23 protein-coding genes and 2 pseudogenes are annotated in these 22,828 nt (G+C 63.3%); 14 read left to right on the top strand and 11 right to left on the bottom strand.

Annotated elements, in window-relative coordinates; all coding sequences use genetic code 11:
* Positions 1 to 40 precede the first annotated feature (40 nt).
* Genes BW41_RS13600 through BW41_RS21025 form a run of 3 tightly spaced genes read right to left on the bottom strand, consistent with a single transcriptional unit; the run spans position 41 to position 2,339 of the window.
* Complete coding sequence (locus BW41_RS13600) at positions 41 to 1,459, bottom strand: YncE family protein (protein ID WP_037535052.1); 1,419 nt, start codon at positions 1,457 to 1,459, stop codon at positions 41 to 43.
* Entirely contained in the window at positions 1,456 to 1,824 is a 369-nt protein-coding gene (gene copM / locus BW41_RS13595; protein WP_008828623.1) for a CopM family metallochaperone, read from the bottom strand. Before copM ends, BW41_RS13600 begins: the two co-directional genes overlap by 4 nt.
* Positions 1,825 to 1,859: 35 nt before the next feature.
* Positions 1,860 to 2,339 (bottom strand): hypothetical protein, encoded by a 480-nt coding sequence (locus BW41_RS21025; protein ID WP_043150680.1) that lies wholly within the window; start codon positions 2,337 to 2,339, stop codon positions 1,860 to 1,862.
* A 244-nt stretch (positions 2,340 to 2,583) separates the two neighbouring features.
* Between BW41_RS21025 and BW41_RS13585 the strand changes: the two genes are divergently transcribed.
* The 9 genes and pseudogenes from BW41_RS13585 to arsB form a co-directional block, all read left to right on the top strand.
* A complete protein-coding gene (locus tag BW41_RS13585; RefSeq protein WP_051583499.1) occupies positions 2,584 to 3,753 on the top strand; it encodes a YncE family protein in 1,170 nt (389 codons plus the stop codon).
* Positions 3,754 to 3,799: 46 nt separating this feature from the next.
* Positions 3,800 to 4,783: a malate dehydrogenase gene (locus BW41_RS13580; RefSeq protein WP_037535050.1), complete on the top strand. Its 984-nt coding sequence runs from the start codon at positions 3,800 to 3,802 to the stop codon at positions 4,781 to 4,783.
* Positions 4,784 to 4,871: 88 nt separating this feature from the next.
* The gene (locus tag BW41_RS13575) at positions 4,872 to 5,744 is read left to right on the top strand and encodes a LysR family transcriptional regulator (protein ID WP_019054677.1); all 873 of its coding nucleotides are present in this window, start codon (positions 4,872 to 4,874) and stop codon (positions 5,742 to 5,744) included.
* Positions 5,741 to 6,892 (top strand): TDT family transporter, encoded by a 1,152-nt coding sequence (locus BW41_RS13570; RefSeq protein ID WP_037535049.1) that lies wholly within the window; start codon positions 5,741 to 5,743, stop codon positions 6,890 to 6,892. The genes BW41_RS13575 and BW41_RS13570 overlap by 4 nt, the downstream gene beginning before the upstream one ends.
* 107 nt (positions 6,893 to 6,999) lie before the next feature.
* Positions 7,000 to 8,244: a molybdopterin-dependent oxidoreductase gene (locus BW41_RS13565; protein WP_019054679.1), complete on the top strand. Its 1,245-nt coding sequence runs from the start codon at positions 7,000 to 7,002 to the stop codon at positions 8,242 to 8,244.
* A 13-nt stretch (positions 8,245 to 8,257) separates the two neighbouring features.
* Positions 8,258 to 8,734 carry a hypothetical protein gene (locus BW41_RS13560; RefSeq protein WP_037535047.1) on the top strand — a complete coding sequence of 159 codons (477 nt, stop codon included), beginning with the start codon at positions 8,258 to 8,260 and terminating at the stop codon, positions 8,732 to 8,734.
* Positions 8,735 to 9,065: 331 nt separating this feature from the next.
* Positions 9,066 to 9,398, top strand: a complete 333-nt coding sequence (locus tag BW41_RS13555) for an ArsR/SmtB family transcription factor (protein ID WP_037535046.1) — start codon at positions 9,066 to 9,068, stop codon at positions 9,396 to 9,398.
* A 10-nt stretch (positions 9,399 to 9,408) separates the two neighbouring features.
* A complete protein-coding gene (gene arsC, locus BW41_RS13550; protein WP_037535045.1) occupies positions 9,409 to 9,837 on the top strand; it encodes an arsenate reductase (glutaredoxin) in 429 nt (142 codons plus the stop codon).
* Positions 9,837 to 10,763 (top strand): annotated as a pseudogene (gene arsB, locus BW41_RS20635) (arsenical efflux pump membrane protein ArsB); the annotation flags it as partial. The gene arsC and the pseudogene arsB, both read left to right, overlap by 1 nt.
* Positions 10,764 to 11,316: 553 nt before the next feature.
* Here arsB and BW41_RS22070 read toward each other — a convergent pair.
* From BW41_RS22070 to BW41_RS13525, 3 genes are all read right to left on the bottom strand, one after another.
* Positions 11,317 to 11,748, bottom strand: coding sequence for an MgtC/SapB family protein (locus BW41_RS22070; protein ID WP_244647492.1), 432 nt, complete (start codon positions 11,746 to 11,748; stop codon positions 11,317 to 11,319).
* 77 nt (positions 11,749 to 11,825) lie between these two features.
* A complete protein-coding gene (locus BW41_RS13530) occupies positions 11,826 to 12,896 on the bottom strand; it encodes a sulfite oxidase (protein ID WP_037535043.1) in 1,071 nt (356 codons plus the stop codon).
* Between the two features lie 59 nt (positions 12,897 to 12,955).
* Positions 12,956 to 13,993, bottom strand: coding sequence for a YeiH family protein (locus BW41_RS13525; RefSeq protein ID WP_051583497.1), 1,038 nt, complete (start codon positions 13,991 to 13,993; stop codon positions 12,956 to 12,958).
* Between the two features lie 164 nt (positions 13,994 to 14,157).
* Here BW41_RS13525 and BW41_RS13520 point away from each other — a divergent pair.
* The 3 genes and pseudogenes from BW41_RS13520 to BW41_RS13510 all read left to right on the top strand — a co-directional run bounded on the left by BW41_RS13520 (position 14,158) and on the right by BW41_RS13510 (position 16,856).
* Positions 14,158 to 15,035, top strand: a pseudogene (locus BW41_RS13520) (LysR substrate-binding domain-containing protein).
* A gap of 397 nt (positions 15,036 to 15,432) precedes the next feature.
* On the top strand, positions 15,433 to 15,777 hold the full coding sequence (locus BW41_RS13515) for a hypothetical protein (protein ID WP_037535042.1): 345 nt from the start codon (positions 15,433 to 15,435) through the stop codon (positions 15,775 to 15,777).
* The gene (locus BW41_RS13510; protein WP_037535041.1) at positions 15,777 to 16,856 is read left to right on the top strand and encodes a pyridoxal phosphate-dependent aminotransferase; all 1,080 of its coding nucleotides are present in this window, start codon (positions 15,777 to 15,779) and stop codon (positions 16,854 to 16,856) included. Before BW41_RS13515 ends, BW41_RS13510 begins: the two co-directional genes overlap by 1 nt.
* A 79-nt stretch (positions 16,857 to 16,935) precedes the next feature.
* Here BW41_RS13510 and BW41_RS13505 read toward each other — a convergent pair whose 3' ends face one another.
* From BW41_RS13505 to BW41_RS20630, 4 genes are all read right to left on the bottom strand, one after another.
* Positions 16,936 to 17,472: a DUF2726 domain-containing protein gene (locus tag BW41_RS13505; RefSeq protein ID WP_081793096.1), complete on the bottom strand. Its 537-nt coding sequence runs from the start codon at positions 17,470 to 17,472 to the stop codon at positions 16,936 to 16,938.
* A 418-nt stretch (positions 17,473 to 17,890) separates the two neighbouring features.
* Positions 17,891 to 18,733 carry a helix-turn-helix domain-containing protein gene (locus BW41_RS13500; protein ID WP_037535040.1) on the bottom strand — a complete coding sequence of 281 codons (843 nt, stop codon included), beginning with the start codon at positions 18,731 to 18,733 and terminating at the stop codon, positions 17,891 to 17,893.
* 419 nt (positions 18,734 to 19,152) lie between these two features.
* Complete coding sequence (locus BW41_RS13495) at positions 19,153 to 20,046, bottom strand: replication initiator protein A (RefSeq protein WP_037535039.1); 894 nt, start codon at positions 20,044 to 20,046, stop codon at positions 19,153 to 19,155.
* Between the two features lie 685 nt (positions 20,047 to 20,731).
* Positions 20,732 to 20,926, bottom strand: a complete 195-nt coding sequence (locus BW41_RS20630) for a hypothetical protein (RefSeq protein WP_081793095.1) — start codon at positions 20,924 to 20,926, stop codon at positions 20,732 to 20,734.
* Positions 20,927 to 21,600: 674 nt separating this feature from the next.
* On the opposite strand from BW41_RS20630, the gene BW41_RS21020 reads away from it, so the two are divergent.
* Together BW41_RS21020 and BW41_RS21280 are read left to right on the top strand one after the other, a co-directional pair.
* The gene (locus BW41_RS21020) at positions 21,601 to 21,792 is read left to right on the top strand and encodes a hypothetical protein (protein ID WP_152542318.1); all 192 of its coding nucleotides are present in this window, start codon (positions 21,601 to 21,603) and stop codon (positions 21,790 to 21,792) included.
* Between the two features lie 72 nt (positions 21,793 to 21,864).
* Entirely contained in the window at positions 21,865 to 22,032 is a 168-nt protein-coding gene (locus BW41_RS21280) for a hypothetical protein (protein ID WP_153810805.1), read from the top strand.
* 325 nt (positions 22,033 to 22,357) lie between these two features.
* Here BW41_RS21280 and BW41_RS22065 read toward each other — a convergent pair whose 3' ends face one another.
* Positions 22,358 to 22,675 carry a phospholipase A2 family protein gene (locus BW41_RS22065; protein ID WP_443027647.1) on the bottom strand — a complete coding sequence of 106 codons (318 nt, stop codon included), beginning with the start codon at positions 22,673 to 22,675 and terminating at the stop codon, positions 22,358 to 22,360.
* Positions 22,676 to 22,828: the final 153 nt, after the last annotated feature.

Here is a 22,828-nt window from a genome sequence, read left to right as displayed (position 1 = left end):
ACTGGATACGGACAGGAGATCGCAGGGTTCACCTGAACCCTCATTTCTGCACCTGAACGACAGCGCTCGGCATCATCGGGTCGCCTGACGCAATGACGAGGTACCGGCGCATGTCGCCCTTCGCGTCGCTGACGATCTGGCGGAGCGGTCCGAGCGTGTTGACGATCGCGCCGCCAGCCGGATTGGTCATGAACTTTGCCAGAGGCTGGATCACGCCGCCACCATCAGCGCGGGAGGATAGCCCAAGGACATAGGGCATCTTTGGGCTGAGGCCCGCAACCGCCGCCTGCAGGATCTGGACTTGGCCTTGATCGAACAGCGTGACCTGGCTGCGGCCAGTCCCGGCGAGGGTCAGCTGGATCTTCATGCCGGCCTGTGCGAGCGGTATCAGGTTTGCACGGCCTTCGCCTACCGGCACCGCGCCGGGAACATAGGCCACGCCTTGCGGCCCCTGACCGATCGGAATCGTCGCGATGACGGTGTTGCTGGCGGTGTCGATCGCCGCAACAGCGTCGGCGTTCTCCAGCCCGACATAGATCCGCGAGCCGTCGCCCGACGGCCACAGACCGTGCGGCAGCGCGCCGACCGGGATGCTCGCGACCTGCACGAAGTCGGTGGTGCGGAACACCTTCACGACATTCTCGGTGCCGACCGTCACATAGGCGAACTGGCCGGCCTTGGTGCGGGCGATGTTGACGTGGTTGGTGATCGCGCCGGTGTCGAACGTCTTCAGCACTGCGAAGGGTGGCTTGGCGTCGAACACCATGACCTTGCCGACGTCCTTCAGCGTCAGCCAGACCTGCTTGCCGTCGGGCGTCGCGGCGATGTCGGGGCAGAACGGGCTTGCCTGCTTGACGCGACCGACGATCTTCTTCGAGGCGGTGTCGATCACCACGGTCTCGGGTGAGAAGCTCGAACAGACATAGCCGTATTTCCCGTTCGGCGAGAAAATCGTCATGCCGGGGCCGTTGGGGACGGGGATGCGCGTGGTCGGCGCGAAGGTCTTGCCGTCGAGCACCTGGATATAATCCTCGCCGCGCACCGCGACCCAGACTTCGCGACCGTCGGGGCGGAAAAACGCCTCATGCGGCGAGCGCCCGACATAGGTCGTGTGCTTCACGGCATTGGTCGCGGTATCGATGAACGTCACCGAGTTCGAACCGATCGAGATCGCCGCCAGCGTCTTACGATCGGGCGAGAAGCCCATGCCGTGGACAAGCAGCTGCCCCTTGTAGAGCGGGCTGAGGTTGGCGGGGGTCTGGTCGCCGAGCTTGATGACGCCAAGCAGCGTGTTGGTTGATGGGTCGATCACCGACACGGTGTTGGAGAACTGGTCCGACGTGTAGAACCGGTCCTGCGCGCTGACAGGGATGTCGGGGGTCGCATTGGGCACTTGCTGGGCAAACGCAGGGCCTGAAAAGCACAAGGCGGTGCAGGCGGTTAGGGTGAAACGCTTCATGGACGGTCTCCGTGATGGGGGTGACCAGTCGCGGTCGGTCCGGTGTGACGTGGCAACGCGCCGCCTTCGGATAGGATGCCCTGCATCACCGCGATTTCCTGACGCTGTTCGACGATGATCCCTTGCGCAAGCCGGCGCAGGCGTTCGTCCTTGCCGTAACGCAGCTCGATCTCAGCCATGTCGATCGCACCTTGATGATGCGGGATCATCATCCTTGCGAAGTCGCGATCGGGATCGTTTGAATAGCCAGTCATCATCGCGCCGTGCATCCGCGTCATCGCCGCATCCATCGCGGACGCGAAGCCGTCCGTTTGCGCGATAGCAGCGGTCGATACGGACAAGCCTATCGCCATCAGCAAGGTCATGCGTGATCTCATCGTCCTGTCCCTAGTTTTCCTGTTTACGACACGCGAGCGATGATGCCGATAATCGTTGCTAGCACGGCCATGCAGGCCGGGAGAAAGAGCATCTGTATAGCCGCTTCGCGCCCTGTGATCGTGCCCGTCAAGATATCGACCGGGCCCTTGATGAACTCCGAGAACGAACGGAGGGGTTCGCCGGGGGCGGGAGTATCGCTGAGTACGATGCCGCCAGCAATCAGACCGAAATACAGGATCATGAAGACCGACACGACCGTCAGGACGAGCGCCGTAGCTGCATCACGTGCGAAGAAGGTCCAGAAAGTCAGCAACATTGCTGCATACACGCCGACGAGCAAGCCCAACGTGGCAGGATGGACGCCGCGCGATGCGATGCCTGGAGCCGTTCTTTCCAGCTCGTCATAATTGCCTGCATCCGGCACGATTGCGAGATGTCGACGCACAGGCTTAGGAGCAACGAGTGTCTCGGTAGCGAGATCGTAGATCGGCTGTGTTGCCATGAGGAAGTCTCCGCGCGTCTCGATGAATGCCGAGCGTGACAGGATAGATGATTGCGGCGGGGCGGTCGGTCCAACGCATAACCACGGTCATTCCAATCATTTAACAGGAACGGTCGGCAATCTATAATCGCGTTTTCGTATTGAAATCATCGCGACCATGCGTTGGACGCGAGGGACATATCGGTCGATCTAGCGGCATCGGACCGGCACGATCACCCGCCGGGTCCGTGATAAGGATCAAACGATGAAAGCTGCGATCGTTCTGGTTGCCGCGATGTTGGCCTCCGTAGCGCCAGTCCCGGCGATCGCTCAGGCCTATTGGGCTGCACCTGCGGCGGACGACTTTCCCTACGATATCAAGGCGGTTCAGGCACCGTGGTCGAAGGCTGATATCGACCTCAGCCATCATGACCGGATCTATGTGTCTGACCCTACATCGACGAAGATCGTTGTCATCGATCCTGCAGCGGGCAACGAACTGGGACGGATCGACCTCGCCAAAAGCGCGATAGCTGAGCCCAGCTTTTCCAGCCCCAAAGTCCAGCACCTGGCTGCAACGCGTGACGGGCGGACCCTGGCGGTATCGGCATTAGCGCAGCACAGTGTGACGCTCGTAGATCTGGCCACGAACACGGAACGAGGCCGGACCGTGTTCCAGACGTCGCCTACCGCCGTCGCGTTTACGCCCAATGGGCACGAACTCTGGGTTTCGCTCGGCGATGAACATGCCATCGCGGTCGTGGATCCTAAGACAGCGCGGGAGATCACCCGCGTACCAGCAAGTGGCGGAGCGGGCGCGACCATCCTGTCGCCAAACGGACGCTATGCCTTTGTATCGCTTACTGAAAGGCCGTCCATCCTGGTTGTCGACGTCGAGCATCGGCGCGTCGTCGGACACGTTGCCAGCAACGGTGCAGGTGCGGGAGCAATCGCGGTCTCGCCAGATGGCAAACAGATCTGGGCAACACGCCGCGAGAGCGGCACGACCACGGTCTTTGCTGCCAAACCGCCGTTTGCGGTACGCGAAGTGATAAACACTGGTCCAGCAACGGGCGCGGTCAACTTCGCCCAGCGCGCAGACGATTCCTTTGCCTATGTCAGCGTTGGCGGCGATCAACCTGCAATCAAGGTCTATAGAACCGACAGCCTGGAGGCTGTGGCAACCGTCCCGCTACAAGCGGCTCCGAGTGCGGTTTGGCCGTCGGGCGATGGTACGAGGATCTATGCCAGCCTGGCCGGAACCAACAAGGTCGCTGGGATCGACACGCTGACGTACACCACCGTGTCGACGATCCCGATCAGTACGGATGCGCAGAGCCTGATCTACGTTCCTGGTGCCGTAAGATCAGGAAAAGGTCTCGCCAATCTGGTGCCATCCGGGCGCGATGCGGCGCTTGCCCTGGCGGCGCGTTGATCGGTCTCACACCGTCTGTAATCTCCCAACGAAAGCCCTTTCCAAAATGACCAAGCCCCCCGTCAGGATCGCGATCAGCGGTGCCGCAGGACAAATTTGCTATTCGCTGCTCTTCCGGGTCGCGCAGGGTGACGTGTTCGGACCGGACCAGCCCGTTATCCTTCAACTGCTCGACGTGCCGCAGGCGCTGGACGCAGTACGCGGCGTGGTCATGGAACTGGAGGATTGCGCGTTCCCGCTGCTGGCAGATGTGATCATTACTGATGATCCGATGGTGGCTTTCAAGGACATCGATGCGGCCATGCTGGTCGGGTCTCGTCCCCGCTCGAAGGGCATGGAGCGCCGTGATTTGCTCGCTGCCAACGCAGCGATCTTCAAGACGCAGGGCGCAGCGCTGGACGCAGTGGCCAAACGCGACGCCAAGATCCTGGTCGTCGGTAATCCCGCCAACACAAATGCCTGGATCATTGCGCAAAGCGCACCGGGTTTCCCTGCCGAAAACATCACGTCGATGATCCGCCTCGATCACAACCGCGCGCAGGGACAGCTTGCGGCCAAGGCGGGTGTCGGTGTCGATGCGATTACAAAGCTCGTCGTCTGGGGAAACCATTCGCCGACGATGTTTGCCGACTGGGGGAATGCCGAACTCGATGGCCAAAAGCTTGCCGACCGTATCGGAAACGAGGCCTGGTACCGCGAGACCCTGATCCCCACCGTTGCGCAGCGCGGAACCGCGATCATCGAAGCACGGGGTGCGTCCTCGGCCGCGTCGGCAGCAAATGCGGCGATCGACCATCTGCGCGATTGGGTGCACGGCGCAGGCGACAATTGGGTGTCGATGGGCGTGGTGTCAGATGGCTCCTACGGTATCCCGCAAGGGCTGGTGTGCGGCGTGCCGGTGCACTGCAAAAGCGGTGGGTATGCGCGTATCGAAGGACTGATCCTCGATCCATTCCAGCGAACGATGCTTGATCGCACGATTGCCGAACTGGTCGATGAACGTGAGGCGGTTATCGACATTCTGAAATGACCGATCGGTATATCTGATTGGAATGACCGTAATCTTTGGTTGGTGCGATTGATCTCCTTTCCCTATCATTGGGGCAAGGAGATCGGGCATGACCCTGGAACAACTCAGGATTTTCGTCGGTGTCGCTGAGCGCGAGCACATGACGCGCGCGGCCGAAGCGCTCAATGTGACGCAGTCAGCCGCAAGCGCTGCCATCGCCGCGCTGGAAGCCCGGCACGGCGTGCCGCTGTTCCACCGGGTCGGCCGTGGGATCGAACTGTCCGAAGCGGGCCGCATGTTTCTGGTCGACGCACGCGCAGTGCTTGGCCGTGCCGCCAGCGCGGAACTTGCACTGGCCGAATATGCAGGACTGGAGCGCGGCACTCTGCGGCTAGTCGCAAGCCAGACGATCGCGGGCTATTGGCTGCCCCGCCAGCTGGCCGCGTTCCATGCGCGCTACCCCGCGATCTCAATCGAACTGGCGATCGACAACACCGAGGGGGCCGCGGCGCGCGTGCTCGACGGTGCGGTCGAGCTCGGCTTCGTCGAGGGTGTGATCGACGAGCCCGCGCTCGCGCATTGGACGGTCGCGAACGACCGCATGGTGCTGGTAAGCGACCGCGCAGCCGACACGATCGACGAGGACTGGATCCGCGCCGCACGCTGGATCGTCCGCGAGCAGGGATCGGGCACGCGCTCGTCGTTCGAGGAGGTGCTGCGCCAGCGCGGCGTCGATCCGTCGGACCTCACCGTGGCGCTGATGCTACCATCGAACGAGGCGGTACGTAGCGCGGTCGAGGCCGGGGCGGGCGTCGCGGTGCTGTCGCAGCATGTCGTCGCACCTGCAATCGCGGCCGGCACGTTGCACGATCTGCCGCTCGGTCTGCCGCGGCGTCCGTTCTACGCGCTGCGCCATAAAGAGCGGTATCGAACGCGGGCGGCCGATGCGCTGACCGATCTCATCAAGGAGACTGGCAAGTGACCGCCGATCTGAAACCCGTTCTCGATGGCCTGAAGCCCCTCAGCCGGCTCGACTCCCCGCGCGAGATGATCCGGCAGTTCACCCCCAACTGGTTCGCCGCTACGATGGGCACCGGCATTCTCGCGCTCGCCTTGCCGCAGGTGCCGGGCGTCGGCGCATCGCTGCACCCGGTCGGCGAGGCGCTGTGGTACTTCAACATCGCGCTCTTCACGCTGTTCGCCGGGCTCTACACCGCGCGCTGGACGATGTTCGGACACGAGGCGCGGCGGATCTTCGGGCACAACACCGTGTCGATGTTCATCGGCACGATCCCGATGGGGCTGGCGACGATCATCAACGGGTTCCTGGCGTTCGGCCTGCCGCGGTTCGGCGCTGGCGTGATCCCGATCGCCGAGACATTGTGGTGGATCGACGTCGCGATGTCGCTCGCCTGCGGTGTAGCGATCCCCTACCTCATGTTTACTCGGCACGAACATTCGCTCGACGGCATGACCGCGGTGTGGCTGCTGCCGGTGGTCGCGGCGGAGGTCGCAGGTGCGAGCGGCGGCCTGCTCGCCCCGCATCTGGCGGACGCGCATCACCAGTTCGTCGTGCTCGCAACGTCGTATGTGCTCTGGGCTTATTCAGTGCCGGTCGCGTTCGGCATCCTCGCGATCCTGATCCTGCGGATGGCACTGCACAAGCTGCCGCACGAGAGCATGGCCGCCTCGAGCTGGCTCGCGCTCGGTCCGATTGGCACCGGCGCGCTTGGGATGCTGGTGCTCGGCAGCAACGCGCCCGCGATCCTCGCCGCCAACGGCCTGGGGCAGATCGGCGCGGTAGCGCAGGGGATTGGCACGATTGCCGGGCTGCTGCTCTGGGGTTTCGGTCTGTGGTGGCTGGCGCTCGCGACGCTGATCACGATCCGCTACTGGCGCGCGGGCATTCCGTTCAACCTCGGCTGGTGGGGCTATACCTTCCCGCTTGGCGTCTCCACGGTCGCCACCTTCAAGCTCGGCACGACGCTTCAGCTCGGCTTTTTCGGGATCGTCGGCACTGTCCTCACAGTGGCGCTCGCAGCAATGTGGCTGCTGGTCGGCGCTAAGACGGTCGCGGGCGGCTGGCGCGGCAACCTGTTCGTGTCGCCCTGCATTGCCCAAGCCAATTGATGGGCCAAACCGATCGTCCTGCCGGATCGAACCGGCGAATCTGATCGACCCGTACCGGGCAGACCGGCGGACGGGTCGCGCATACAGAACATGACAGAAACGGGAGAATGTTGGTGGACAGCCTGGATATGAAACTGGCGCAGGCGACGAACCGCCGTCGCTTTCTCGCAGAGGCCGCGATCGGCAGCGGCGCGCTGATCGCCGCACCCGCGCTGGCGCAGAGCATGGTCGATCTGCACCTGCCGGGCGGTCCGTCGGAACGGCCGATGACCAGTGCGTTCCCCGGCAAGGGCAACATGATCCTCCAGCGTATCCACCCGCCTTTGCTGGAAACGCCGATGAGCGTGTTCAATGGCGACGTCTTCACGCCAAACGACCAGTTCTTCGTCCGCTGGCACTGGGCTGACATTCCGACCGCGATCGATGTCGAGGCGTTCCGGATCAAGGTGCACGGCGCGGTCACGCGGCCGCTGTCGATCTCGCTCGCGCAACTGCTGAAGTTGCCACGCGTCGAGCTGGCGGCGATCAACCAATGCTCGGGCAATTCGCGTGCGCTGTTCCAGCCGCCCGTTGCCGGTGCGCAGTGGCGTCACGGGGCCATGGGCAACGCCAAATGGCTCGGCGTGCGCCTGCGCGACGTGCTCGACATCGCCGGCGTGAAGCCGGGCGCGGTTGCGGTGCGGTTCGGTGCGCTCGACCAACCGGTGGTCGCGGGTGGACCGGATTTCGCCAAGTCGCTGTCGATCGACCACGCACGCGACGGCGAAGTGATGCTCGCCTTCGGGATGAACGGCGAACAGATGCCGCTCCTCAACGGCTTCCCGGTCCGGCTGATCGTACCCGGCTGGTATTCGACCTATTGGGTCAAGATGCTGAACGACATCGAGGTGCTCGCCGCACCCGACGACGGTTACTGGATGGCCAAGGCGTACAAGATCCCTGACACTCCAGGCGCGAACGTGCGGCCTGGCCAGAAGGATTTCCCGGCCGTGCCCATCAACAAGATGATCCCGCGCAGCTGGGTCACGAGCCTCGACGAAGGGCAGGCAATCGCGTTCGACCGGTCAATCCCGCTGGGCGGCATTGCGATGGGGGGCGATTGCGGCGTCGCCAAGGTCGATGTGTCGACCGACAACGGCAAGACCTGGTACAAGACAGTGCTCGGCCCCGATCACGGCAAATACAGTTTCCGCCGCTGGGACGCGCAGGTGCCGCTCACGCATGCGGGCCCGACCAGGCTGATGTCGCGCTGCTGGAACACCGCCGGCATCGCGCAGCCGATGACGCCGATCTGGAACCCGGGCGGGTTCATGCGCGGCAACATCGAAACCACCAACATCGTCGTCGGCTGAGGAGCGCTCCCCCATGAAAACGCCTTCCATCGGCACGCTGTCGTTCGGGTTCGTCGGCGCGACCGTCGTTCTTCTGCTCGCGATTGGTGCCCCGAACAGCCGCGTCGCCCCGCCGCCTGCCGCCCCGACCGCACCACCGCCGCCAAGCGTCTCGGCGCGCGGCTTCTCGCTGGCGTCCACTTCGGTCGATCTCCCAACCGACGAAGGGCAATATCCCGCCGGCCCGCATGCCGACGTCATCAATGCGAACTGCACCTCGTGTCATTCGGCGAGCATGGCGCTGAACCAGCCGCCACTCTCCGCCGACCAGTGGACCGCGGAGGTCACCAAGATGCGCGAGGTCTACAAAGCCCCCGTCGCCGCAGCCGACGTGCCGGCGATCGTCGCTTATCTGACCGCCATGAGCGCAAAGCAGCCGGGCGCCGCGAAGGGCAAGGCGCAAGACCCCGATCCGAAGGCTGCGCCCGACGTATCGGGGGGATCAGGCTAAGCCCATCAACTCACGACACGCGGTTCTGCGCGCGAAGTGCTGTGCGGTGTGGCCTCTGGGGGAGGGCGTCGACGCCAATCGAAACACTGCTCGCGCCTGCGCGTTCGCAGGTGCGCCACGTGGCACACCTTACGCGATAATCGTCACCCGGCAGGGCCGAGACGCCGGCACGATGGCTCGGTCGGCACGCCCAGCGGGCCGATAGAGCCGTGCCCGCGGGGTCCCGCCCCACTCGTTGGGGACTTCGGAAAAGAGCGTAGGGTGCCGACTGCCTGCCTACTTGGTGCTATCAACGTCTGTACCGGAACCATATAGCTGCTATTCTGGATATATGGAAAACAACACGGCAATTTCAGCGCTCGGCGCGCTCGCACAAGGAACACGCCTCGACGTGTTCCGCCTGTTGGTGCGGCACGAACCGCATGGCTTGGCTGCGGGCAAAATCGCCCGTCAGCTCGACGTACCGCAAAACACAATGTCCGCACACCTCGGCATCCTCGCCCGTGGCGGGCTGGTGCGATCCGAACGTCATAGCCGCTCGATCATCTATCGTGCCGATCTCGACGGCCTGCGCGCGCTAACGCTCTTCCTCGTCAAGGATTGCTGCGCCGGCAACGCGGAGCTGTGCGCCCCGCTGATCGCCGAACTCACCCCCTGCTGCTGAAAGGACGCCCGTGGCCGTCGATATCGTGATCTATCACAACCCCGTGTGCGGCACGTCGCGCAACACGCTCGGCCTGATCCGCAATGCCGGCATCGAACCGCACGTGGTCGAATATCTGAAAACTCCGCCCTCGCGCGCGCTGCTGGTCGAGCTGATCGACCGCGCCGGCATAACGCCCCGCGAGCTGCTGCGCGAAAAGGGTACGCCCTATGCGGAGCTCGGCCTGGGCGACACGTCGCTGTCCGACGACGCGCTGGTGGATGCGATGATGACGCACCCGATCCTCATCAACCGGCCGATAGTCGTCTCACCGCTCGGCGTGAAGCTCTGCCGGCCGTCCGAAGCCGTGCTTGATCTGCTGCCGGGCGATCAGCGCGGCGCGTTCACGAAGGACGACGGACAACAGGTGGTGGACGCCTCGGGCCAGCGCATCGCCTGATGCTTCTTGCCGTCCTGATCTTCGTCGTCACGATCGTGCTCGTCATCTGGCAGCCCAAGGGGCTCGGAATCGGGTGGAGCGCGATAGGCGGGGCCGTCTTGGCGCTGCTCGCGGGGGTCGTCACGCTGTCCGACGTACCGGTCGTTTGGGGCATCGTCTGGAACGCGACGGCTGCATTCGTCTCGATCATTGTCATAAGCCTGTTGCTCGATGAAGCTGGATCCTTCGAATGGGCGGCGCTGCACGTTGCGCGCTGGGGCAGGGGACATGGGCGCCGGCTCTTCGTCCTAATCGTGCTGCTCGGCGCGGCGGTGTCGGCGTTGTTCGCCAATGATGGTGCGGCGCTGATCCTCACGCCGATCGTCATCGCCATGCTGCGCGCGCTGGGGTTCAAGGACAAGGCGACGCTGGCGTTCGTCATGGCGGCCGGGTTCATCGCCGACACGGCCAGCCTGCCGCTGGTGGTCTCGAACCTCGTCAACATCGTGTCAGCCGACTTCTTCAAGATCGGGTTCGGCACATACACGTCCGTGATGGTGCCGGTCGACCTGGTATCGATCGCCGCCACGCTGGGCGTGCTGCTGCTGTTCTTCCGGCGCGACCTCCCAGAAGACTATGACGTGGGGGCGCTGCGCGCGCCCCGAGAAGCGATCCGCGACGTTGCGACCTTCCGCGCCGGGTGGATCATCCTCGCGCTGCTGCTGGCCGGCTTCTTCCTGCTCGAACCCCTTGGCGTGCCGGTCAGCGCCGTCGCCGCTGCCGGTGCAATCCTCCTGCTGGTGATCGCGGGGCGGGGCAACGTGATCCAGACCGGCAAGGTGCTGCGCGGCGCGCCGTGGCAGGTCGTGATCTTCTCTCTCGGCATGTACCTAGTCGTCTACGGCCGAGCTGGCTGGCTGAGGCATGGGGCCATACCTGATTATGTTCGCCGGGACTGGTTCCGACGGCATGCTGCGGTATGGGCTGAACGGCCTCAGCCTGCGCCTGTTCGGCCCCGACCTGCCGATCGGAACGCCCATCATCAACGTGCTCGGCTCATTCCTTATGGGTCTGCTGGACGGCTGGTTCCTGTTGCGGAGCGGATCGAGCCGGGGATGGCGATTGTTCCTCACCACCGGCGGGCTGGGCGGCGTCACGACCTTCTCGACCTTCTCGCTGGAAGCGGCCTTGCTTTAGGAGAGAGCCGAAGTCGGGCAAGCCGCCCTTTATGTTGTCGGATCGGTTGGGCTGGGCGTGCTCGCGCTGTTCGGCGGCCTCGCTCTCGTTCGCTCCTTCAGCCCGGCTTAGCGGCGCCAACCGGCTCAGGAGCGATCATCTTCCTTGACGTTGTCAACCTTCGCCTTGTCTTTGGCGCGGACCGACTCCTCCAGCTCCAGAATCTCGGCCGATTCTTGCGTGGTGGGCTTCTTCTTGTCGATATCGCTCATGAAGTCCTCCGTTTGCAAAACTACTGGTACACCGTTTCGCGCCAAGGATTATTCAGGGTTTCTGCTCGGCGTCCCGCCGGTCCGCTTCGGCCGGGGTCTGCCGAGCGCGTTCGCGGATACGGCGTTCGAGCGGTGCGCCGACGAACAACACTAGCATCGCCAGCAGCAGACCGCCCACAAGTAGTGGCCACACCGCCAATCCCGCTGCCGCTCCGAGCGTCGCTGACACCCAGATGCACGCCGCCGTTGCTAGCCCGTGCACCTCCTGCCCGCTGCCAACGCGCAGGACCGCGCCCGCGCCGATGAAGCCGACGCCGGATAGGATGCCCTGCATCACTCGACCTGCTGCATCGGCGTTCACGTTCGGCAAGCCGCTGTGGACGATCGCCTGGACGGCGATGCAACTCGCGAGCCCGACCAGCCCCAGCGTCCGCAGACCCATGATCTGTCGGTTCTCGCGTGACCGTTCCCAGCCGAGCGTCATGCCGGCCGCCGTCGCCACGATCATCCTGCCGATCGCGTCGACCCAGAAGGCGAGATCGACCGACAAAGGCGGCGGATTCACTCGACCAGCACGTGGACGTGGTGCCAGGCCGTGCAGAGGTATCCGGCGAAGTTCCACATCGTATCGGGTAGTTCGGGCTGACCCTGGCCCGCATCGTCGAACGCGCGCACCACAAGGTGCTGGCGCCCCTTGGGCAGTTCCGCATCGAGCGACCAGCGCTGCCAGCTCCACTGCCCGTCCGGATCGTCGGAGAAATCGGCCTGCCGCCAGTCTCGACCGCCGTTCAGCGACACCTCTACCCGCGACACGTCGCGCTCATAGGCGACGGCATAGCCCTCGATCCGGACCTTGCCCGCGGGCAGACTCTCGCCCGAACCAGGCGAGCAGATCGCGGCGTTGAGCGGCATGGCGTTGATCGTCAGCCCTTGCGTCCAGTCCGCCGTCTCGCTGGTCACGTCGGCCGGAAAAAGCTTGTAATCGTGCGCCTGGATCGGCGCCTCGGAGGGCGTGTCCTTGACCTCGATCCGGGTCAGCCACTTGGCGCTACGCACGCCAGCATAGCCTGGCACGACCAGACGCAACGGCGCACCGTGCTCGGATGCCAGCGGTTCGCCGTTCATCGCCCAGGCGAGCAGCACGTCGGGCGCCCGCGCCTTGGTCATAGCGATCGAGACGCCGAACGGTGCCACCTCGCCTTCCACATCCACCTCGTCAGCGCCGGTGAAGCAGACGAACAGGTTGGACGCGTCCGATGCTCCAACTGCATCCAACAGGTCTGCGAGCCGCACGCCCGTCCACTCGGCATTGCCGATCGCGCCTATGTCCCACGGATCGCCTGAAGTCTTGCCCACCTGTTGGAGATCGGTCCGGCGGTTGCCGGCGCACTGAAGCACAGCCGTGACAGTCCGGACCGGAAAGCGCGCCTTCAACTCCGCAATCGAGATGGAGCACTCGCCCACACTGATCCCGCCCACCTCAATCCGGTGATCGGCCGGCAGGTCCGGCACGGGCCCATGGCTGCGCACATAGAACAGGTTCTGTGGCGTCAAGAACCGCTCGATCAAGGCGCCGGGCACCGGCTCGGCGTTGTAGGGCTCGGGGTTCCGCTCTATCATCAGCTCGCTCATGCTATTGTAACGCCTGACAATCGGTTTGGCCTCGGCCTCATCCTCACTATCTTGCCCGATCATGCGATGTGCAGCGCGGCCAGCAGCGTCAGGCTGATCGCGGCCAAGCCGAGCAACGACAACACGACGGCCATGGTCACGCGGCCCCCGGCCTTGGCGACGGTGCGGACGTCCACGCCGAGCCCGAGCGCCGCCATGGAAACGACGGTCAGCAGCGTGGCGCTCCGGCCGATCGGCGCGATGGCGACGGTCGGCACCAGACCCAGCGAGCGGCAGGCGACCAGTGCGAGGAAGCCGATGATGAACCAGGGCACGAGGTGGGCGAGGTCCATCCGCTTGGCCGTAGGCGCACCGGCGACGAACTCGCCTTCGGGAACCGACTGCGGCGCGAGACGAGGCGCCACCAGCGACAGAACAAGGCACACCGGCCCGAGCATCAGCACGCGCACCAGCTTGACGAGCGTACCCATCTGCACGGCGGTGGCGCCCAACGGCGAGGCGGCTGCGATCACCTGCGGCACGGCATAGACAGTGAGCCCGGCGAGCGCCCCGAAGGCGAGCCCGCCCATGCCGAGCGCAATCCCGAGCAGTGGCAGGCCAAGCACTACCACCACACCCAGTACCGCCGTGAACGCGATCGAGGCAGCTACGTCGTCGCTGTCGGCGCCGATTACCGGTGCCACGGCCGCGATGGCGGAGTTGCCGCAGATTGAATTGCCGCAAGCCACCAGCAGCGCCATCCGCGTCGGCAAGCCGAGCAATCGGCCGATCCCAAAGCTGAGCAGGATTGCGCTCACGACCACGCCGGCGATACCGGCGAGGAGCGGCAGCCCGGCCGCCAAGATGGTCGCGGCACTGACCGAAGCACCGAGCAGGACGACCGCCACCTCCAGTAAGTATTTGGCGCTGAATGCGATGCCTTCGTGCCACCTTTCATCCGGGGTCCACAGGCTGCGCACGGCGGTGCCGATCAGGATGGCGAGCACCAGCGCCTCCAGCCACGCCTTGCCGGCCAGTGCGCGCTCGCCCGCCTCCAGCGCGTAGGCCGAGCCGGTGACGGCGAGGCAGAGGCCGACGCCGGGCAGCAGCGCGGGCAATCTGCTAGTCTGGACGGTAGGGAATATACGATCGGGATAGGCAAAACTGGCCACGGCGGTGTTCCTTCCGTCGCACGATCTAAACCCTGCCTACCGATCGCTCCAACTTAGCCTTGTTGTCATTCCGATCGTCAATCGTGATCGGTTTCTATATCAGGTGCGGTGTGACACTGGAGCAACTGCGCATCTTCGTCGGCGTGGCCGAGCGCAAGCATATGACCGTCGCGGCGCGGCCTTAAACGTCACGCAGTCAGAGGCTTCCGCAGCCATCGCCTCGCTTGAGGAGCGACACGCAACCAAGCTCTTCCACCGCGTCGGGCGCGGCATCGCTCTGACAGAGGCCGGACGGCTGTTCCTGACCGAGGCTCGCGGAGTTCTTGCGCGGGCCGACGCGGCCGAGACGGTGCTGGAGGAGCTTGGCGGGCTGAAGCGGGGCACGCTGCGCCTCGTCGCCAGCCAGACCATCGCCGCCTACTGGTTGCCGCCCATCCTTGCGGCTTTCCATGAGCGCTATCCGGCGATTAGTATCGAACTGTCGATCGGCAACACCGGGCAGGCCGCGGCACGCGTCTATGACGGCAAGGCCGATCTGGGTATTGTCGAGGGCGAGATCGACAACCCGGCGTTGGCGCATTGGCCGATCGGCGAAGACCGGCTGTTGCTCGTCGGAGCACAGCCTTTCGGCGACGCCGACATCGACGTGACATGGCTGCGACGAGCACGCTGGGGGCAACGGGAGCCTGGATCAGGCACGCGATCGACGTTGAATAGCGAGTTGCGCAGCTTGGGAGTCGATCCGGCTGCCCTCGACGTGGCGCTGACGATGCCGTCTAATGAAAGCGACCGAACGGCCGTGGAGGCTGGGGCGGACGTTGCTGTCCTGTCGGCGCTAGTGGTCGACCCGGCCATCAAGGCAGGTCTGTTGCACGTCGCACCGATCACATTCGCTCCTCGCCCCTTCTTCGGGCTGCGGCATAAGGAACGCTATCGCACGAAAGCCGCGGATGCGCTGTTGGACGTGATCGGGTTGCAGCGGCGGTAGGTACGCATCGGCATTCTCAAAACGCCATCCTTTTTGGGACCGCCCGCGATCGCCATCTCCTTCCTGAAACCTGTCTGACCGCACTCTACCAGATTTGCGCCATAGTAGGACGGGACATCGCCCACGAGCGGCCGGATCTGGCAGTAGCTGTCGTTCGGCAGACCGTGCCGGGACGACGCCCTTGTCCCAGAAGGCGTAGATTACGGCGGAAAACCCTGTCGCCATCCTGGATGCACGACAAACGGGTGTTTTCGGACACCCAAGCAGACCTGTCGGCGCTTAGCGTATATCTGGGTCCGTTCTATGTACCGACCCCAAGGTAGCGCTGGGGGCGACATTCCGAACCGGTCCGGTTACGTTCGATGCGCGCGCCACCCGCTATGGCCGGGTCGAACAGGTGGCGCTGACCAACCAGACCCCCGCCACCATCGCGCTGGTTGCGCAAGGGTCGACGCCCTATCACACGCTACCCACCGAGTCCGGGACGCAGGGCAATGTCGACGTGATCCAGCAGCTGGAGCCGAAATGGGTGACCGACTTCAGCTTCACGGGGCAGGTCAACCGCAACCTGACGCTGACGGTGGGCGCCAACAACCTGTTCAACGTCTATCCGACCGAGAACATCCGATCGACCGCGGCGCTGACCGGAGCGGACACGTTTGGTGCCTTTCCCTATAGCGAGTTCTCTCCCTTCGGCTTCAGCGGCGCCTTCTACTATGCCCGCGCCGGGGTAAAATTCTGATGGCAGCGCTGCTCAACCGGCGCGAGTGGATCGCGATGGGCGTGGCGGTGGCCGCGACGCCTGCGACCGGAGCCGGCCTGCCGGCGCGTACACGTCTGTCGCTGAACGAGAATGCGTGGGGGCCGTCGCCGACGGTCGCGCCGGCGATCCGCGCAGCGGCGCTCGGCGTCGAGCGCTATGTCGAGCCGGCAGAGGTGGATGCGCTTACCCGGCAGATCGCCACCCTTGAAGGTGTCGCACCGGAGCAGGTCGTGATCGGCGAGGTGCTGGAAGCGCTCGGCCTGTTCCTGGCGCGGCGCCGGCCGGGCGGCGGCGAGATCGTCTTCTCGGCGCCCGGCTATACCGCGCTGATCGATGCCGCGGCACCGCTCGGTGGCCGGGGCAGACCCGTGCCGCTGGATGCGCGGCTCGAGAACGATCTGCCGGCATTGTCCCGCGCGGTCGGCGAGGACACGTTGGCGGTGTCGCTGGTCAACCCGCACAATCCTTCCGGCACGGTGACCGAGACGGAAGCGTGGCATGCCTTTCTGGTCGAAGTGTCCCGCCGAACGCTCGCCGTGGTGGACGAGGCGTATCTCGAATATGACGACCTCGCCGGCCTGTCGGCGATCCGGCACGTTCGAGACGGGCGCGACGTGCTCGTCTTCCGTACCCTCGCCAAGATCTACGGGCTTGCCGGCCTTTCGATCGGTTACGCCGTCGCGCAGGCGCCATTGGCGGCAGCGCTGCGGCAGGCAGGGATCGGCGCGCCGCATTCCTTGTCGCGTCCCGCGCTTGTTGCTGCGAGCGCGGCGCTGGGGGACCAGGCTCACGTGGCGACGGTGCGCAACCGGACGGCGAGTGAGCGACGCCGGCTTCAAGCGGCGCTCGATGCGCTGTCGCTGCGCTACACCGATGCTCGCGGGAACTTCGTCTTCTTCCGTACACCGGAGGCCGCTCGCATCCGTGCGGCGGCAGCGGCGGCAGGCATCGAGATCGCCCGGCCGTTTGCGCCGCTTGACGATTGGGTGCGGGTGACGATTGGGCTACCGGTAGAGAATGACCGCTTCCTTGCCGTGCTGCGGACGGTGGTCGGATGACCGGGCTTCCGGCTCGGCGACGATCGCCGACGTAAGCGCCGCGCGTGAGGACTGGCGCGCACGATGCTAGCTGGCTGACTTAGCCATTCTGTGGAGCGACCACCGCGACGAGCTGCCCGCGCGCTAACACGTCACGCGCTGGCAATGCCGCAGCGAACACCGCTTCAACTGCGGCGAGCGTCGGCTTGGTGCCGGCGGGGATGCGGACGGTACGATAGCCGGCTTTGCTGGTCATGGCATCGCGCGCGAGGTCGCGTGCCGCCTTATGGCTGCGATCGTCGACCTCGATCAGCGCAAGGATGGCGCCGGTGGTACGATCCTGGGCGACGAAGTCGACGATCTTCTGGGCGAAGGCGTTGCGATCGGCGGGACGGCGTTTGCGCCCCGCGACGCGTGGAGCCTCGAGCAGCGCGCCCATGGCGACCTGGGCGTGGATCCGGCAGTGGGGAAGGAGCTGCTCGAGCACGTCGAGCATGGCGGCCTCGCGCGCGCTGAGAAACGGCTTGGCCACGGGCGCCGGCCCGGAGCGGCCGGTCTGTCGCGTGGTGGCGAGCTTTAACCCGACGGAGAGGAAAAGGAAGACAATACCAATGGCAATGATAAGTGTGACATTCATGCGGGGGCTCCTCGTGGCTGAGCCGCCGCGGCGGAGGTGGGGGGCGCGCCGCGGCGGGCCGGCAGCCACGGTGGCGCTCGCCAGTGCTGACGAGCCCGCGGCTCCGACATCATCATCGTAGCGGGGCGTGGAAACCCCCGAAGATGAGAGCCAAGCTCGAACAACCGGTTGGCCGACGCGTATGCCCAGACCACCCGGTTCATGGCGGTCTCATAGGATAGTCCAGGAGGTCGGGATCGAACGATCCCAGAAAACCGTCACCGCTCGCTGTATTCCGCGGACGATGTCGGGTGTGATCGAAAGACGCCAGAAGCCGCTTGCTCCTTCTAGGGAGCATTGCGCCGGCTTGCCGGCGCTCCTTGGTTGGCAGCGAGCGTGTCGGGTTGGATGATTGAGGTTGTTTCCAGCAATCTTGCCGTCAGGCGTTAGGTCGTTGGCCGACTAGGCCAACTCCAATTATGCCGTGGATATAAGAATCCTTTAGCGGTTGAGGATCAATTCGAGACTCGCTCTCCGGTACACCTCGCCCTCGATCAAGCGCGGCGCCAAGCGCGGCGAGCGCCTTCCCAAGCGGGCCAGCGGTGATCGCCTGAGCAAGTTCCTTGCTCGAGAGAGTGGCAAGCATGCCGGCGTGCTCCTCGCCCCGCTCGGCCTGATGCTGCTCGACATCGACGGGGAGGGGCGCAGGGCGCATCCAGCGCGGCAGTAAAGCGAGCACGTGCCTCGGCAACAGCGGCCGATAGGCGTTGGACGTTTGCTTGTAGCGCGGCCCTATGCCGTCTTGCTCAACCCGTTCGAACCGTCGCTGCTTGGCGATGAAGCCCGTAGCCTCCAGGTCGCGGATCGCGCGCGCCACGGTGGCGCGGCCGAGACCGGTTCGCTCGGCGAGGTAGTTGTAGCTCGGATAAACGCGCCCACCGTTGAGCCGGGCGAGCGTCAGCAACTCTTCGAACACACGCACGGTGGAGGCCTTGAGCCGAGCGATCAGTGCTTCGGACGAGGTGAGCGCCCGCCGTGCCGCGCGCGCCGCAACACTGATACGTCGTCCGGCATCAAGCGCGGCTCGGGCGGCGCGCAGCAGACGATCCGTTTCGCCGGAGGCGGGAGCAGCAAAGAACACGTCTTCGAACGTGCCGGCCTCAAGGCTATCACGGCGCACGGCTGCGCCGGTTCGATGCGACGCGCCCGATTGGGCGCGCATCTGCTTCGGACGCATGCCGTCCAGCGCGGTCCGCACAGCGTCCGCAATTGCTAGTGCCATCTCTCGTTCCCTTGGGGGCAGCGACCGAGGCAAAAAGAGGGTGTGGCGCGAAACGCGCGTCCTTGATCCGGAAAGCGGAAACGGCTATGTGAGTATTCGCTTGTTGGTACGATGCTTGCCGGCATCGCTCACATAACGACGTTTTTGGGACGCCCGGCCTTCGTGCCGGGCTTCTCTTTATGTGGTCACTACCACGCTCCTGCTTCACCGATCGCCCCGCGCCATCGGATTGCAACAATATGCCTGCTTAGATGGAGCAACGAAACGCTGATGATTCGTGCTATCGCCGACCGTTCGGCAAAATCATTGTCTTAATTAGCGAATAGTTTTCGCCGGTTCGTGCTTTCGACGACCGCCATTCGTGTTTTCGACGACCGTCTTTCGTGCTTTCGCCGACCGTTTGGTCCTTTACGCGCGAATCACGTTACCGAATCGGTGCTTTGGACGTCCTCTGCGTGCTCAACCGTTGCGGGCCTGGGCGTGATTCGGACGCGGGATGCGCCAGCGTTGCGCCGCTGCCGGATCGCGCCCGGGGACGCGGCCGCGTCCTCCAGGTCGAGCGAGAAGTCCGGGATGGTGCCCGCGTCCGCAATCCGTTTGAGCTCGAAGCGGAAGTGCTTCAGGGAGCTTTGATAGCCGAGCTGTAGACGCAACTCCTCGATATTCACGCTGATCGGATCGCGCCCGCACGCCGACCGTGCTACTTCGTAGAGCCGTCGTTCGACCGGACCTAATTGGAAATAGGCGGAAGAATAATCAAGGACCTCGCGATCACGTAGGATCGCCCGATATAGCCAGTCGCAAAGCCTGACTTTGACTGCTTTTAGCCGCCTCTCACCCTTTCGTGTCGTAGAGTAATGCAGTTGCGCCTCTGATAGCCAAGAAAAATAGCCAGACGCGCCTTCTCCGCCCGCTTCTATATTAGTCTTGATCTGGGTGCCTTGCAACCGTTCCAGTGCATCGGACAATCGCTCATAAGAACGAGCTGATCCGCTTATGCCAGTAACCCGAAATAGATCATGCGCCGTAAAGTAGAAGTCCTGCGATACCTGTGCGCCAGCTTCTAGCTTGGCGACCATAATGCTCGCGATATAAAGAAGAACCTCTTTATCATAGATGGTCGCGACGCCTTTTGGCGTGGCGAGGATCTCAATCGATACCTGTTCGGTCCGATAGGAGAGGGGTTTCGTCCACTTCCCCTTGCTCAGCGCGAAGAACGGGAAAGCCATCAGCGATCGTTCACCCCGGACCTCCGCGAGCAGCGGGCTGTCGAGCGAGAAAAGATCGCCTTGCGGGGTTGCTTCCCCGCTCATGCGTATTCTGCCTTTTTCGAAAGACGAACGGTCGGCGAAAGCACGAATCCGAAGCCAGGAGCTGGTTGCAGAGGCAGCACGCCACGGCGTGAACGTCGTGAGTTCGTGCTTTCGCCGACCGTTTTGGTCATTTTACTGGCTACGTTCGTGTTTTCGACGACCGATTGAGAGAGGCGTTCCGCCGGGGAGGGGTGTGGAGTACGCATCAACGCGATTAATCGACGCGTCTTCGTGCCTTCCACGACCCGGGGATGATCACCCATCATCCATTCGTGTTTTCGGCGACCGTTCCGGCGGGTGCGGTGCCGCTCTTCCGTGGCGCGTTCATAGATAAGCCTTGGCATAATCAACGTTTAGCCGACCGGGCGGATCATGGCGAGTATGTCACGGGATGCCGCGTGTTCTCAGACGAAGATCAAAGGTGCGGTCGTCCCGATCTATCCTGCCCCAGGATCTAAGTGGAAGCAGCGGCGAACGGCCACGTGACATGCCTGAGCCCTTGGCAGCGGTTGCAGACCGACCGCTCATCGGATAATGACAAAAGGCGTCGGCCATCACTCCTAGGCATAATCGACAGACGAACTAGGGTGATGAAGGTGTATTAATGGTAAGTTGCGCTGTCCTGCTGTCTGGCCAGCCGCACTGTCCAAATCAGGCGTGGTGCGACTGACGCAGGTGGCTGCCGTTAGACGGGCTTTGCTCCCGGCGTGCCGCACTTCGCGAACTTCCCATTAGCGGCTTTACAGCGGGTCGCCTTTACCGGAGCCTTGTCGGGGCACTTGATGAACTTGCCCTTCGCATCGCGGCAGGACGCAGCGATCGAGGGGGTGGCAGAAGCAAGAAGACCTACGCTGACTGCGGCGAACACGAGCTTACGCATTGGGCATCCTCCACCCGGGGATCGGGCCTTGCGATGCTGCGTCGACAATTTAGCAACGTCAAACAGCAACGCTACGCCAGCCGGGGATCGTGGTCGTCGGTGGACACAGGAGTGTAGCCGATTAGCATGTCGCAAAACTGTATTAGAACAACAAGATAAGCAACAGATTTTTGCGACAGCGATGCACGAGAAATGTTGAGCATCGGGAGTGCTGTCGCGAAACTTAGAAACTTAGCGACCGCGGAGATCTGCTGATGCCCAACCCAAATCTTTCATACAAATCGGGGCGAGCTGCAAACTAGCAACTCATCACTGCGATTGCGACATCGGCGGATCATTTCCTAAAAGGAGGCGGTAGTAGCGGACAGACTCAAGTCAGCTGGATCAATCCTGTATGCACCACCGGCGAGCCGTGCAGATGCTCGTGAGGTGGTTCCTAAAATGATCAGACAAGGGCCCGCTTTTAGATAAGTATGAGGCACATAACTAATGGTACGATCAGGCGTTACCACGGTGGCGAGTTTTTGTCCGGTGTTCAGCGTCGGAGACCCCTATCAACTATTCGACTTGCCAGCGATATTTTTTCATCCAGAGATCGTCCACATTAATTTATTCGCGGTCTTCTGCCGTTCTCGGCACTGTCCCTACATCGCCAACACGCAGAGGACACCGGCATGCTTGCCAACAGGGTCATCGACCTGGACATCATCGACCATCTGGAACTCGCTAAAATTTACCCAGGCTTCGGCACCATAGACGTAAACGGCAACGGCTATCTCGCCGTGTCCGTCCAGAATCCTGACGCCGCGATCGGCAAGGGCGCCGCTCGTTCGGCGAGACCCAGAGCCGCATCCAAGAGACATTGAGCGCTTGGGGTGCGCGCGCCGCGCAGGTCGCCCGTGCGGCGGGCAGGACTGCCGAGGAAGCGACGCAGGAAAATGGAAAAGCACACGGTCATTGCGGTCAGCAGCGTGCGGACGCTTGGCAGTCGCCCGCCCCCGACCTTTGGCGTGACGGCATCGGAACTGGAAACGCGCCTGCGCCAGCAGGTCGACAATCTTAGGACGACCAAGGGCCAGGAGGCTGTCGATACGCTGGTGCGCTGAGCCGGTCCTTACCCGAAGATAGGACGCCGGCCGGCATTTTAGAAGATGCCGGCCGGCCATGTGGGACGCCCCAGCGAGAAGGTAACGCGTCTTACCTTCGAAGCAACATCGCCAACAATGCAACGACCGAGTAAATTAATGCATTTACCACCGTAATCAAAGAATCTGGAATTCCACTAATTGAAGAGAGGGGGACTAGTAACGCGGTAATTATTGATCCTATTTTGAATGATATCATTACTGATACGACTGATGTAATAAAAGGTACGACTAGCCCAACTATAAAGGCAAACGCTATTATCGATATCCGGGATTTATCTAACATCTAGCGATCCCACCTGCAAGCGTTGTATGGCATTGGAGCATTTTTAAAGTAAGTGCGAATTTGATAACCTGCAGAGCCTTGTCCTTTAGCGGCGTCGCAGAGGCGTTGGTTGCATTGTTGCAACTTGGTGTTGGGGAATAGGCTGAAGTTGGATCCCACAGTTAACCCATTCGTACTATAGCAGTCATCGTGCGCCTTACATGCGGCATCCAGTTTGTCCTTGGGCGTACCGGATCCGCCCGCGCCACAATAATTTCCATAGGTCCACGGTCCGTGAACTTTCTGGGGCTTGTTGTCCTGCGGCTTATTCTTTGGCAGCCGGCGTCCCGTTACAACGATATCATCATTGCGAGGAGCGCCTACAGAGGTGATGCTAACACCAGCGGGCCAGCTAGATGGCAGCGGTGGTGGCGCAGGTGGAGGCAGCCGTCGACCAGTGACAACGATGTCGCTGCCACCACCGCCACCGCC

The sequence above is a fragment of the Sphingomonas sp. RIT328 genome (assembly GCF_000632225.1).
Classification (GTDB): domain Bacteria; phylum Pseudomonadota; class Alphaproteobacteria; order Sphingomonadales; family Sphingomonadaceae; genus Sphingomonas; species Sphingomonas kyungheensis.
This window is presented reverse-complemented; position numbering and strand designations above follow the sequence as displayed.

Coding starts and splice junctions, on each gene's coding strand:
- BW41_RS13600 (WP_037535052.1), bottom strand. CDS start 1,459: ATGAAGCGTTTCACCCTAACCGCCTGCACCGCCTTGTGCTTTTCAGGC.
- copM (WP_008828623.1), bottom strand. CDS start 1,824: ATGACCTTGCTGATGGCGATAGGCTTGTCCGTATCGACCGCTGCTATC.
- BW41_RS21025 (WP_043150680.1), bottom strand. CDS start 2,339: ATGGCAACACAGCCGATCTACGATCTCGCTACCGAGACACTCGTTGCT.
- BW41_RS13585 (WP_051583499.1), top strand. CDS start 2,584: ATGAAAGCTGCGATCGTTCTGGTTGCCGCGATGTTGGCCTCCGTAGCG.
- BW41_RS13580 (WP_037535050.1), top strand. CDS start 3,800: ATGACCAAGCCCCCCGTCAGGATCGCGATCAGCGGTGCCGCAGGACAA.
- BW41_RS13575 (WP_019054677.1), top strand. CDS start 4,872: ATGACCCTGGAACAACTCAGGATTTTCGTCGGTGTCGCTGAGCGCGAG.
- BW41_RS13565 (WP_019054679.1), top strand. CDS start 7,000: ATGTTGGTGGACAGCCTGGATATGAAACTGGCGCAGGCGACGAACCGC.
- BW41_RS13560 (WP_037535047.1), top strand. CDS start 8,258: ATGAAAACGCCTTCCATCGGCACGCTGTCGTTCGGGTTCGTCGGCGCG.
- BW41_RS13555 (WP_037535046.1), top strand. CDS start 9,066: ATGGAAAACAACACGGCAATTTCAGCGCTCGGCGCGCTCGCACAAGGA.
- BW41_RS22070 (WP_244647492.1), bottom strand. CDS start 11,748: ATGACGCTCGGCTGGGAACGGTCACGCGAGAACCGACAGATCATGGGT.
- BW41_RS13530 (WP_037535043.1), bottom strand. CDS start 12,896: ATGAGCGAGCTGATGATAGAGCGGAACCCCGAGCCCTACAACGCCGAG.
- BW41_RS13510 (WP_037535041.1), top strand. CDS start 15,777: ATGGCAGCGCTGCTCAACCGGCGCGAGTGGATCGCGATGGGCGTGGCG.
- BW41_RS13505 (WP_081793096.1), bottom strand. CDS start 17,472: ATGAATGTCACACTTATCATTGCCATTGGTATTGTCTTCCTTTTCCTC.
- BW41_RS13500 (WP_037535040.1), bottom strand. CDS start 18,733: ATGGCACTAGCAATTGCGGACGCTGTGCGGACCGCGCTGGACGGCATG.
- BW41_RS13495 (WP_037535039.1), bottom strand. CDS start 20,046: ATGAGCGGGGAAGCAACCCCGCAAGGCGATCTTTTCTCGCTCGACAGC.
- BW41_RS20630 (WP_081793095.1), bottom strand. CDS start 20,926: ATGCGTAAGCTCGTGTTCGCCGCAGTCAGCGTAGGTCTTCTTGCTTCT.
- BW41_RS21020 (WP_152542318.1), top strand. CDS start 21,601: ATGCTTGCCAACAGGGTCATCGACCTGGACATCATCGACCATCTGGAA.
- BW41_RS21280 (WP_153810805.1), top strand. CDS start 21,865: ATGGAAAAGCACACGGTCATTGCGGTCAGCAGCGTGCGGACGCTTGGC.